The sequence below is a fragment of the Candidatus Saccharimonadales bacterium genome (assembly GCA_035480635.1).
GTDB lineage: Bacteria > Patescibacteriota > Saccharimonadia > UBA4664 > DATIHN01 > DATIHN01.
This window is the reverse complement of record DATIHN010000013.1, coordinates 49,470-60,494: the sequence shown is the minus strand read 5'-3', so window position 1 is coordinate 60,494 and position 11,025 is coordinate 49,470. Positions and strand designations below refer to the sequence as shown.

The window sequence follows — 11,025 nt, the reverse complement described above, 5'->3', positions numbered from 1 at the left end:
GCACTGGTCATTTTAATCATGTCCCCCGGCTGAATGTCGCTGGCTGAAACAGCTTTGGTGGCAGCCTCAGCCGTCAGCCTGGCCACGTTAGTAATGTGCCGAGGTTTACGCTTAAATAAACGCGAGACTTCCGCAATCGTGATTTGATCTGGCAATGCAGCCAAAGTTTGCTGGCTTACTCCGGCTTCCTGCCAAGACGGTTTTTGACTGGCCTCGATGATATCAGTCTTAGGCGCAAACAAATGTTCAGCTAGATCCTGATCTGTTAGATCTCGAACCAGACGTTCGAGGATGTGGTAGGCTAGCGCTGAACAGTCGACGCCCAAACCATGCTGCTTCATCAGGCTACGATAGTCATCTCCAGTCCGTGGCAGCTGGTCGATTTTGGCTACAATATCGAGTAAGGCACTTCGGAGCTCGGTTGGAGTACCCTTCCCGGCCAGTGGAGCATCAAGATGATAGGGCGGTTTGGCCCAGTTAATCCAATACGGAGTCCAGAATTTAACGTCGTTAAGGCTTAAGTGGTACTCCTCTGTAGCTTTGGTTAGAATATCCGAAGCACTGGCCATCTTAGCTCCGATTCTCGATAGCAGCTTTGAGATGGCCAATGAAGACATCGACTTCGACGCCACTGCCAAATTCCTCCAGCCCGTTGCGGGCCCTAGGCTTTAGCCGTTGGCGCTTGAGTTCATCCGGACCAATCACCACGCTATAGGGCACTTTCATGAGTTCAGCGTTACGAACCTTTTTGCCGACTGACTCTTGCGAAAGATCAGTACCGACTCGGACATCAAGCTGGCTCAATTCTTGCCGCAGTAATTCAACGTATTCAGTCACTTCCTTAGTATCATTCAAAGCGATTAGCCGAACCTGTTCAGGCGCCAGCCATATTGGAAAGGCACCGGCGTAATGCTCAATTAAGAGCATAACGAAGCGTTCGAACGAGCCCAAAATGGCTCGATGGATCATAACCGGTGTTTTGGCGCTCCCATCGCTATCGGTGTAGGTTAGCTCGAAGCGCTTGGGCATGGCAAAGTCTAGCTGGATGGTAGCAAGTTGTGTTTCGCGACCAAGCGCGTCTTTGAACATAAAGTCCAGCTTGGGTCCGTAGATGGCGGCCTCACCCTCCATCCGCTTGGCATCTAGTTTGAAGGTTTTTGAGACTTCCGCCAGGGTGGCTTCGGCCTGATCCCAATCACTCGGCTCGCCAATGTAGCGGCTATGATCTAGAGCATCTCGGACTGATAGCGAGACCCAATGATCACCCCACAGACCTAATTGCTGGTAAAAACTCTTGATGATTTGGATGATGATAGCTGCTTCATCTTTGATCTGATCAACCATGCAAAAAACATGTCCGTCGTCGACGGTGAAACCCCGAGTCCGAGAAAGCCCACCGATTTGACCAGGTTTTTCGTCGCGGTACTGCATAGTTTGCTCGACGTAACGCAATGGCAAATCGCGGTAGCTTCTGGGTTGCGCCGCGTAAATTTGAGTGTGATGGGGGCAGTTAACTGGTTTGAGCACAAATTCTTGATTGTAATGGCTCTTGACGCGGAAGAGTTCCTCTTCGAACTTATCGGCATGACCAGAGATTTTATAGAGATCGAGCTTGGCCAGATGTGGTATCGACACCTTTTGCATCGAGTGCTCCCGGCTGACATCGTCTAGAGCTTGTTTTAACTGATCGATAATAATGGTACCTCTGGGAGTATAGAGTGGCAGGCCAGCCCCAACTAGATCCGAAAAGGTAAATAGGTCCAGCTCTTTACCCAGCTTGCGATGATCTCGCCGTTCGGCCTCCGCCAGCATATCGAAGTATTTATCTAGCTCGTTTTGGTTGTCAAAGGCTACCCCATAGATCCGCTGCAGTTGCGGATTCTTTTCATCACCTCGCCAATAGACGCCGGCCACTTTTGTAAGCTTAAATTTACCGACCTTACCGGTTGATTTCAGGTGTGGACCGCGGCAGAGATCCTCAAAGTCACCATGTTTGTAAATTGATACTGTTGTAATTTTTGCATCACTTGCTGCTACTCCTAACTGTTCACGATCAATTTCTTTGGCCAAAGTGGTGCCGTGTTTTTTTAAGTCTTCTAGCAAACTAACCTTATAAGTCTGACGACTTTTTTTGAACTGAACGATCGCTTCAGCAATTGGCAACTCAATACGTTCAAATGGCAGGTCTTGAGCGATGATTTTATGCATTTGGTCCGATATGGCCTCTAAGTCGTCGGGATTTATGGGGCGAGCAATGTCGATGTCATAATAAAAGCCATTTTCAATCACCGGACCCACCCCAAACTTGGCCTCGGGCCATAGTTGTTGGATGGCACTGGCCATAATGTGAGCCAGCGAATGGCGCATGGCATGCAAGTTTTCGTCTTTGGATTGGGCCACAAACTCCTCCTTAAACAACAAACGCACCGATAATCAGCGCGTTTGGATCCGGCAGCTGCCGGATGGTTCCACCAAACTTTCCGCCTTCGGCGGACTCTCTTGGGCTGATGTCCGCCATCAGCTAGCGGGACTCCTCGGTTGGTTAGGCCGACTCAACGTCCTATTCAACTGTTACTAATATAGCACCCGGACCCTGTTATCGAAACCCGCAGCTTAAACCAGCGCAGCGTTTGAGCTGCGGAAAGCGAGGCTTTGGGCGTAAATTGGAGCTTTTTTACAAAAAAAGCGCAAATTGAAGCGCAAAACGAGTTGGTGGTCGCTGCAGGGTTCGAACCTGCGACCTCACGGATGTGAACCGTGCGCTCTAACCAGCTGAGCTAAGCGACCGCGCAGCGGTCATACCGAATTAATATGAATATACCGAAGTTTAAACCAGCGCAGCGTTTGAACTTCGGATAGCGAGGCTTTGGGCACAAGCTGGAGTTAGGCAATGCCGAATGCAAGCTGAAGCCCAAAACGAGCTGGTGGGCCCTACAGGACTCGAACCTGTGACCTCTTCCACGTCAAGGAAGCGCTCTAGCCAACTGAGCTAAGAGCCCACATCACCACTTTTCAACCAAGAAACTATAGCTTAATAACCACTCTTATTCAAGTTGGAGGGCTAAAGGTTTGACAGACCTAATTTGATCCAGCAGAATTGATCCGTCCATCTGAGGTGACTACAAGCAAGGTGGTGTACATGTCACAACCGCTCGTCGGTATCATCATGGGTAGCGACTCCGATCTACCCATGTTCAAAGACGGCATCGACATCCTTAAAGAATTCGGGGTATCACACGAAGTCCGGGTGATCTCCGCCCATCGCACGCCTGATGCCATGTATGGCTACGCCCGTGATGCACGTAAGCGTGGGCTTAAGGTCATCATCGCCGGGGCTGGTGGGGCTGCTCACTTGCCCGGCATGACTGCGGCAATGACACCGTTGCCGGTCATTGGAGTACCGCGGGCGCTCGACAACCTGCAAGGAATCGACTCCCTGCTCTCCATAGTCCAGATGCCTGGTGGTATCCCGGTGGCAACTGTCGCGATCGGCAACTCCAAGAACGCTGCGCTACTGGCTATCCGCATTCTGGGTGTTGGCGATGAGGATCTACTCGATGAAATGCAGCATTACCAGAATGCCATGGACGAGACAGTGCTTGCTAAGGACATCAAGGTCCGCAGCGAACACGGTTTCAAGAGTGAGGCATGATGCCTTCGCCCATCCACACAGGCAAAGTTCGAGACACCTACCGAGCACCCGACCCCGACCACCTAATCATGGTGGCCAGCGACCGCATCAGCGTCTTCGACGTTGTGTTGGACCGGCCAGTGCGGGGTAAAGGTTGGGTACTAACACACCTGACAGAGCATTGGCTCAGACACACACCAGTAGCTGAGCTGGCCCCAAACCATCTTGTGACAACGGACCCCAACCAGCTACCTGGTTGGGCCCATGAGTTTTCTGGTCGAGCCATGCTGGTACGCCGGGCCGAGATGCTGCCAGCTGAGTTCATCGTCCGTGGCTACTTGACCGGCTCCGGGCTTAAGGATTACCGGCGGACCGGTGCGATTAGTGGCGTGGACTTACCAGATGGGCTGGTGGAGATGTCACACTTTCCCGAAGCGATCTTTACACCATCCACCAAGGCAACGGAAGGTCACGACACCAACATCACCTTCGATGAGCTGATCGATCTTCTTGGTGATCGCGGGTTGGCCGAAAGAGCCAGGCAGCTGGCTCTGGCTGTTTACTACGCCGGTGCTGCCTACGCCCTTGAACGGGGTATCATCCTGATCGATACAAAGTTCGAATTCGGGCTAATCGACGGCGAGTTGACCATCTGCGACGAGGTACTGACACCCGATTCGTCGCGCTATACACGAGTCAGCGACTACCAGGCGGGGCAACCGCCCGTCTCGCTCGACAAGCAGCGGGTGCGCGACCACTACGAACGGCTCGGGTGGAACAAGCAGCCGCCAGCTCCCCCACTTCCTGAGAAGGTCGCACTCGAGACCAGCGACCTCTACTGGCAAATCGACAGGTTGTTGACCGATTGAAATAGGCCGGGATGGACACCATCCCGGCCTTTGCATTGCCCTCAGGCTTGCAGCGCTAGCGGCATAAAGATAGGCTTAAGTTAGTCGAAGTTCCAAATGAGGTGTAAGGAAACTATGCTGACTCGTCAGATTGCTGAAAAAATTCAGCTGAAGGTGGCCAGTCTGGTTAACCAGCCATTGAGCGTGGTCGATCCGGACGGTACTGTTCTGTCGAGCAACAACCCGAGTGTTGATGAATCGCTGCACTTGAGCACAGCCCCCTGGGCCATCAAATTCCGCTACGGCGGCAAAGTTGTGGGCTACGTCGTACTAGCCGCTGAACTGCCCAACCATGCCGAAATCGCGCCGTTGATATGTTCGATTGCGGAGCTAGTTATGCACCAATCGATTTTGATTGAAACCATCCCCCACCAGGAGGAACGACTAGATAAATTTATCTATGACCTGCTCAATACTGCTAATGATCCGGCCTTGATCGAAGCCGAAGCTAGGTTGTTTGAAATTGATTTGGATCGGCCCCGCATTGCGCTGGTTATATCAATTGAAGATCCGACGCTCACGGCCAGCCAGCGCATCCCCTCCACTGATCGTGAAATTCGAATTGGCCGCTATCGCTCTGGAATCGCCCGGGCCCTTAATTCCTACTACACCTCCAGCCGCGACAACATCGTGGCCTACCTCGGCCAAAACAATTTTTGCGTCTTAAAAGATTTGGTTAATGGCGATTCGCAATTGGAAGAGCATCTGGAGCATTTTAAAAAGTCGATCAATATCATCTACGGCATCATTAAGGGCGAGATGAAGCTAACCACTACAATTGGCATTGGTAATTACCACCCTGGGACCCAAGGGTTGAGGCGCAGCTACCAAGAGGCCCTGAATGCCTTAGAGCTGGGCACTCAAATGTGGGATCGCGACAAGGTTTATCACATCGATGACTTCGGCGTGGTGGCACCATTGCTTTCAGGCGTTGATGAACAAAATATTTACTTCAGCCGTGAATTACTCGATAAACTAGGCGAAAACACCGAGATGATTCAAACTTTGGAAACTTTCTTTAGTCTGGATATGAGTCTAACTAAAACCGCCGATACTTTAGGCATACACCGCAACACCTTGGTTTATCGCTTGGATCGGATCAAAGAAGCTCTGAGCCTAGACCCAAGGGTTTTCGATGACGCCGTCCAAATCAAGCTAGCCATTCTATTCAACAAATTCATCGAGGGTGAATATGCGCATTAACCGGGAATTAGCTGAGCAAATCAGAGCCAAGGCCCAAAGTATTTTGATTCGTGACGTCATTGTAACTGACGCCAGCGGGCAGATTATGGCTGGCGGTGAAACACCCAGCGGCTTTTCGGTCGAGGCCTTCCGGGCTAGCCAAGAGGGCCACAGCGTGACGGCCGATGATGGTTTGGTAAGAGTTCATTGGAGCCCATTTGTTTATGAGGATCAAACGGTTGGCGTTTTCGGAATCACTGCTAGTGCCAGTGATCAGATTACACCGGAGGCCGTGAGTTTGTTGCAAGGCTTGGCCGAGGTCATCGTTAATCAATATCTCTTAATTGATCGGGTTCATTCTAGTGAGGTGGTTAAAGCTACTTTTATTCGCGAATTACTGCAAGCCCCAACCATTAATCCTGAAGAAATCTACCGCCAGGCCGACATTATGCAGCTGACCCTGCGCAGTGCCCAAGCTGTCATGCTGTTTTCGCTCAAAGGTTTCGAAAAGCGTTTGATGATGGATGCCGGACATTTGTCTCAGGAGGAGCAGCGCCTCCAAATTGTGCGAGCTACCGAGATGATCGATGAGCGCATCAAGGCCAGTTTCCAGAATTATCAGGACAACATTGTGGCCTATGCCGATAACGACACCTTTATTTTGTTAAAAGGGATTGGCGGCGAAAACCTCAATACCCTCAATACCATTCGTTTCTTGAAGGAAAAGGCTGACTACTTATTTAATACGTTGTCGGAAATACATCAAAAGTCTTTGATCACTGTGGGCGTGGGCCAATATTATCCCGATCTTGGGGGCCTACGCAAAAGTTATCAGGATGCCCAGTTAGCCCTTAGCGTCGGTCTAAAAGTCTGGGGACCGGGCCGGATTTATCACATTAAAGAGGTTGGTATGTATGTGACGCTCGCCAATGTTAATGCAGAACGTAAGGCTGAACTGGCTCATCAAATCCTCAATCCCCTGGTTAAAAACCAGCAACTGTTTTCGACTGTTCAGATGTTCTTAAACAACAATCTAAACCTGACGGAGGCGGCGGCTAAGCTCCATGTTCACCGCAATACGCTGATCTATCGGCTGGATAAAACCAAGAAGCTGATCAATCTCGATCCCCGCCACTTTGATGATGCCTTGCAGATCAAACTGGGGCTGATGTTCTACCAAGGCAGCCCGGCCGAGGTTTAAGGCCGGTTTTTAGTGATTAGATTCATTTGGGCAAAACCGTCCAATTGCCTTTTACCCTCTTTAGTCTCAGGTTTCTCTTAAGTCCTGCCAGGGTTGTGTAGCTAATTTCGGCATTTCGATACCCGCCCATTAACCATTTGAAGTCTTTAATAGGATTATTTTCGTAAGCCGCCGCAAAGGTTTTTAGTTCAGTCTCTACTTCTAGCGTTGCATTGGTAGTTATCATCTCGCCTTTCTTAATGAGCCTTGTAGCATAATCGCACATCTTTTTAAGATCTTGCCGCGTATTTGGATCAGCCGAGTGGTTAACATACCTAGCTGGTGGCGGATAAAGATAAATTTTACCCCAATAAGAGTGTGTAAACTTGTGCTCGCTAGCTGGCAACGCATCAAAATCCTTTTGGGAAAGTTCTTTAAGTTTATATGCCATCACCACTTCGCCCTCGGCAAAGTCTCTATTTGCATATACTCCTTTACCGCTCAACTTCCCTTTGCCAATCATTAGATTTTGCATGCCGTAAGTATATCAAAATCAGTCTTGACAGTTCGGTGTTTGTTCGGTATCTTAGGGAGTGTAAATAACATTAAGGGGCCCAAACTAAACTACATTGTCAGTTTGGGACACATAGGGGGATGTATGTCTACATCAATCAAACAATTAAACATTTACTTGAGCGCTCGTAAGCTAGAAGACGCTGTGGTGACTCTAGCCGAAGCTCTGCCAGAGGAGCAATCTTACCCGCTGGGCGATGATCTCAGACGTGCGGCTACGGCTGTCGCCCACCACATCTATCAAGCTCACCACTATTACAGCTACGGGATGAAGATGGAGGCGCTGCACCAAGCTAGGGTCGAAGCCGAAAAGACTCAAAGTTTGCTCGATTCAGTTGAGGCTGGCAAGTTCGCTAAAACCAGCCAGTTGCGGGAGGACTACACCACGGTCATCAAACAAAGTTGGGGTCTAATTAAGTACTTCAAGACTCGCCAAGCCGAAAAGCTGGCCAAAAGCGAGGTTAAAGCCAAAGAGGAGCTAGCCCAAGCCGCTTAGCTCCCGTGGGAGGGGTATGCGCGAAAAGCTAAACGATCAAGTCGAGGTCCTAGCCTCTTTCAAATCTGGGCCTAGAGGCACTATCAAAGTCATACCCCACCTCATGAATTGGCGCGCTCAGCGCTACCCGCTGGACAAGATGGGTCTCTACCACCCAGAGCGGCGGGGCAATAAACGGATCCACATCTTTAGCTTTTCGTCTGGGCCAACGGCCTTTCGTTTGGAACTTGATCCGGAAACCCTAGCCTGGACCCTGGTGGAGGTCTTCTATGGAACTTAGGCACAACCAGGCTCCGCCGGAGATCATGCACATCGACCTCAACTCGGCCTTTGCCATGACGGAGCAGCAGGCCAACCCGCTGCTTCGCGGCAAGCCGGTCGGGGTAACTAATCGACTCAATGACTACGCCATTTGCATCACCGCTTCGTACGAGGCCCGAGCCTTGGGCATCAATATTGGCACCAGGGCCCGGGAGGCCAAACAGTTGGCAGCCGATTTTGTGATGATCGAAAGTGATCCGGCCAAGTACCAATACATTCACCGCTTGATGCGGGAGATTTTTGAAAGCTATTCGCCAGTGGCCTACATGAAATCGGTCGATGAAGGCATCATTGATTTTCGGGGCATGCAGCCGATTCTAAAAGGTCGGCCGTTGGAAGATATTGCTCTCGAGATCAAAGAGCGTTTCCGGACCGAAATTGGCGACTACATGACGATTAATATTGGTATTGCCCAGAACCGCTGGTTGGCCAAGGTGGCGGCCTCATTCCATAAACCCGATGGCCTGACCACGATCGATAAAGATAATATCCTAGCGGTCATGGGCATGCTGCAGCTGACCGATCTCCCCTACATTGCGACGCGCATGAAGCTCAGACTCAACTACGCCGGTATCTACACACCTTTTGAGTTCTATCACACACCAGAGCCCATACTAACCAAGCGAGTCTTTAAAAGCATCAATGGCCACCACTGGTACCTGAAGTTGCGCGGCTACGAAACCGAGGTCCAGTACGGTATTAAAACCGTCGGCCGCAGCTACGTCTTGGAGTACCGCACCAGCAATCCGGTGGAGGTGGCTGCCCTGCTGTATAAAAGCGCTGCCAAGGTGGCTCGCCGCTTGAAGGTTAATGATCTCTCGGCCCGAGGCCTAATGCTCTACCTCGGCTACACCCAGACCAAGGGCGCCGAGCGCAGTCGCCGGGGTTGGTTTGAGCGCAAGATGTATAACACCCCTGTTCACCGCGCCGATCAAATCTATTCCCGAGCGCTGGATCTCTATAGTCGCAGTCACCAAGACCGGGTCGTAAGCTCGCTCTATATGACGGCTTACGAGCTGACGCCAACCCAACAGAGCCAATTGTTTTTATGGGATTCAGTTGATGCCAAACTGAACCGGGCCGAGGACGCTATGAATGCTCTAAATGATCGTTATGGCGAAGAAACCATTACTGCGGCCAAGGTTTTGGCTTCGAAAAACCAAATGAAAGACAAAATTCCCTTTGGTAGCATCCGTTATTTTCAGTAGATAGTTTGATGGCCTTGGATAAACCAAGGCCATGGGCGGTCAAAAACCACGGTCACCCCACTCGAAGAACATGCGCTCCTCGGCCGGTGTGTTTCTGGGTCTATCATCGTCCCAACGTCTTCGACTACCATCGGCTTCAAAGACATCTGGAGGGAAAAGGGTTGAGTCCAGCGGTTCAGTTGAGTTAGGATCGCGAGCTGCCAGATACTCCCGACGGGCTGTCTCTTCCTGAGCGCAAATCTGCCGGGCGGCGTCGTAGAGGGGTGCACGGCTCGTTCCTGTTCGAGTAATCGATCGGGCGAGCTCGGTAACCGGGTCAGTCGGCATATCATCACCTCTGGCTTGGGAAAAAGAGCTGAGATGATTATATCGCCCCAAGAATCCTAATTGCTAGTTTTAACTTGCAGCCAGCGATTCGATTGGTAAAAGCTCTCCACGCTACCCGGTTGCCACCAACCCGCCAGTTCCGGTTGAATCATCAGATCAGGGCGATGGAACGGCACGCGGCCGGGCGACAGTGTCAGACTCAATGGATGTTCTCCCCGATCATCTCGGATCTGGATCAGCGCTTCCCCCTCAAACCACCGGCCCAAACGAACTAGCGCTCGGCGAATGGCAACGTCTTGTAAATGCGTCCGATTGGTTTCTTGGGGAAAGTAGCTCAAACCGCATTTGATGTTACTTGGAGAATCATCGTAAACATCGCATGCGACACGAATCAACTCCTCGGTGACCGGCGACGAGCCCATGAAATTGAAGTAGGCGTCTTCGTAGAGCGCAATAGCCGCTTCAATCTCGAAGTAATGCCCACCAATTTGCCAGGCCAATCGCCAATTGGCTGCCCTATAAAGCCGCGTCCATTCTTGGTGGCGCTCATCACGGTGTTTACCTAAGTACCCTGGTCTCTCGATCGAATGCCAGTTCAATTTGCCTCCAATCACATTGGACGACCTCAGCGTAATTTAGTTCGAAACCAATTGATATTGCCGTATGTGGCCAAATTAGATGACCCTTTGTCCCCATTTGGCGTTTTTATCCACTTACATTTTTATTAGTCATATGACAATATGTAGTTATGAAATGCCCATATTGTCGTAAAAATACCACCGATATTTTTAATACCAGGCCAACTCGCTTTGGTACCCAGGTTTGGCGGCGGCGCAAATGCCTGAGCTGCCACGAAAGCTTTACTACTTATGAGGCGCCTGACCTTGGCTTCCTTAAGGTCATCAAGAAAAACGGCCGCAAACAGCGCTACAGCCGCGCTAAGCTGTTTTCTGGAGTCTATGGTGCCTTCCTATCCATTCCGGCCAAAGAAACCACCGTAGACGGCGTTACAGACACAATCGAAGCGAAGATCCTGGACACCAAAAAGCGCGAACTCAAATCAGTCGAAATTGCTGGGATCGTGCTAGCTACCCTGAAGCACTTCAACACCGCTGCCTTCGTGCGTTACCTTGCCTACCAAACCGATTTGGCTAGCGACGCCCAGCTCAAACGCGAGCTCAAGAAATACTAATAAGTAA

Annotated in this window: 13 protein-coding genes and 2 tRNA genes; 8 read left to right on the top strand and 7 right to left on the bottom strand. The window is 50.8% G+C overall.

From position 1 onward, the window contains the following. The 4 genes from VLE72_01525 to VLE72_01510 form a co-directional block, all read right to left on the bottom strand. Positions 1–569, bottom strand: a 569-nt coding sequence (locus VLE72_01525; protein HSX14573.1) for a hypothetical protein, incomplete at its 3' end; no start/stop codon positions are given. A gap of 1 nt (position 570) precedes the next feature. Further along, a complete protein-coding gene (gene thrS, locus VLE72_01520; protein ID HSX14572.1) occupies positions 571–2,400 on the bottom strand; it encodes a threonine--tRNA ligase in 1,830 nt (609 codons plus the stop codon). A gap of 310 nt (positions 2,401–2,710) precedes the next feature. Continuing rightward, positions 2,711–2,787, bottom strand: a tRNA-Val gene (locus VLE72_01515). 135 nt (positions 2,788–2,922) lie between these two features. After that, positions 2,923–2,999: transfer RNA gene (locus tag VLE72_01510), tRNA-Val, on the bottom strand. A gap of 140 nt (positions 3,000–3,139) precedes the next feature. Between VLE72_01510 and purE the strand changes: the two genes are divergently transcribed. The 4 genes from purE (at position 3,140) to VLE72_01490 (ending at position 6,922) form a co-directional block, all read left to right on the top strand. Further along, positions 3,140–3,652 (top strand): 5-(carboxyamino)imidazole ribonucleotide mutase, encoded by a 513-nt coding sequence (gene purE, locus VLE72_01505; GenBank protein ID HSX14571.1) that lies wholly within the window; start codon positions 3,140–3,142, stop codon positions 3,650–3,652. After that, positions 3,649–4,500 (top strand): phosphoribosylaminoimidazolesuccinocarboxamide synthase, encoded by an 852-nt coding sequence (locus VLE72_01500; protein HSX14570.1) that lies wholly within the window; start codon positions 3,649–3,651, stop codon positions 4,498–4,500. Before purE ends, VLE72_01500 begins: the two co-directional genes overlap by 4 nt. Before the next feature lie 96 nt (positions 4,501–4,596). After that, on the top strand, positions 4,597–5,742 hold the full coding sequence (locus VLE72_01495; protein ID HSX14569.1) for a helix-turn-helix domain-containing protein: 1,146 nt from the start codon (positions 4,597–4,599) through the stop codon (positions 5,740–5,742). Then, positions 5,732–6,922 (top strand): helix-turn-helix domain-containing protein, encoded by a 1,191-nt coding sequence (locus VLE72_01490; GenBank protein HSX14568.1) that lies wholly within the window; start codon positions 5,732–5,734, stop codon positions 6,920–6,922. Before VLE72_01495 ends, VLE72_01490 begins: the two co-directional genes overlap by 11 nt. A 22-nt stretch (positions 6,923–6,944) precedes the next feature. Here VLE72_01490 and VLE72_01485 read toward each other — a convergent pair whose 3' ends face one another. Further along, positions 6,945–7,436 carry an SET domain-containing protein gene (locus VLE72_01485; GenBank protein ID HSX14567.1) on the bottom strand — a complete coding sequence of 164 codons (492 nt, stop codon included), beginning with the start codon at positions 7,434–7,436 and terminating at the stop codon, positions 6,945–6,947. 123 nt (positions 7,437–7,559) lie between these two features. Here VLE72_01485 and VLE72_01480 point away from each other — a divergent pair, with 123 nt between their 5' ends. From VLE72_01480 to VLE72_01470, 3 genes are read left to right on the top strand one after another with little or no spacing between them, the layout of a single operon-like run. Further along, positions 7,560–7,970, top strand: coding sequence for a four helix bundle protein (locus VLE72_01480; GenBank protein ID HSX14566.1), 411 nt, complete (start codon positions 7,560–7,562; stop codon positions 7,968–7,970). 16 nt (positions 7,971–7,986) lie between these two features. After that, a complete protein-coding gene (locus VLE72_01475) occupies positions 7,987–8,250 on the top strand; it encodes a hypothetical protein (GenBank protein HSX14565.1) in 264 nt (87 codons plus the stop codon). Next, positions 8,240–9,499, top strand: a complete 1,260-nt coding sequence (locus VLE72_01470) for a hypothetical protein (protein ID HSX14564.1) — start codon at positions 8,240–8,242, stop codon at positions 9,497–9,499. The genes VLE72_01475 and VLE72_01470 overlap by 11 nt, the downstream gene beginning before the upstream one ends. 39 nt (positions 9,500–9,538) lie before the next feature. On the opposite strand, the gene VLE72_01465 is transcribed toward VLE72_01470, so the two are convergent. Then, positions 9,539–9,826 carry a hypothetical protein gene (locus VLE72_01465; protein ID HSX14563.1) on the bottom strand — a complete coding sequence of 96 codons (288 nt, stop codon included), beginning with the start codon at positions 9,824–9,826 and terminating at the stop codon, positions 9,539–9,541. Positions 9,827–9,882: 56 nt separating this feature from the next. Then, complete coding sequence (locus tag VLE72_01460; protein HSX14562.1) at positions 9,883–10,425, bottom strand: hypothetical protein; 543 nt, start codon at positions 10,423–10,425, stop codon at positions 9,883–9,885. A 149-nt stretch (positions 10,426–10,574) separates the two neighbouring features. Between VLE72_01460 and VLE72_01455 the strand changes: the two genes are divergently transcribed. After that, positions 10,575–11,018 (top strand): ATP cone domain-containing protein, encoded by a 444-nt coding sequence (locus VLE72_01455; protein ID HSX14561.1) that lies wholly within the window; start codon positions 10,575–10,577, stop codon positions 11,016–11,018. The last annotated feature ends 7 nt before the right edge of the window (positions 11,019–11,025 follow it).

Excerpts from the sequence above, each read along its gene's own strand:
- purE (HSX14571.1), top strand. The coding sequence starts at position 3,140 with ATGTCACAACCGCTCGTCGGTATCATCATGGGTAGCGACTCCGATCTA.
- VLE72_01500 (HSX14570.1), top strand. The coding sequence starts at position 3,649 with ATGATGCCTTCGCCCATCCACACAGGCAAAGTTCGAGACACCTACCGA.
- VLE72_01495 (HSX14569.1), top strand. The coding sequence starts at position 4,597 with ATGAGGTGTAAGGAAACTATGCTGACTCGTCAGATTGCTGAAAAAATT.
- VLE72_01490 (HSX14568.1), top strand. The coding sequence starts at position 5,732 with ATGCGCATTAACCGGGAATTAGCTGAGCAAATCAGAGCCAAGGCCCAA.
- VLE72_01485 (HSX14567.1), bottom strand. The coding sequence starts at position 7,436 with ATGCAAAATCTAATGATTGGCAAAGGGAAGTTGAGCGGTAAAGGAGTA.
- VLE72_01480 (HSX14566.1), top strand. The coding sequence starts at position 7,560 with ATGTCTACATCAATCAAACAATTAAACATTTACTTGAGCGCTCGTAAG.
- VLE72_01475 (HSX14565.1), top strand. The coding sequence starts at position 7,987 with ATGCGCGAAAAGCTAAACGATCAAGTCGAGGTCCTAGCCTCTTTCAAA.
- VLE72_01470 (HSX14564.1), top strand. The coding sequence starts at position 8,240 with ATGGAACTTAGGCACAACCAGGCTCCGCCGGAGATCATGCACATCGAC.
- VLE72_01465 (HSX14563.1), bottom strand. The coding sequence starts at position 9,826 with ATGCCGACTGACCCGGTTACCGAGCTCGCCCGATCGATTACTCGAACA.
- VLE72_01455 (HSX14561.1), top strand. The coding sequence starts at position 10,575 with ATGAAATGCCCATATTGTCGTAAAAATACCACCGATATTTTTAATACC.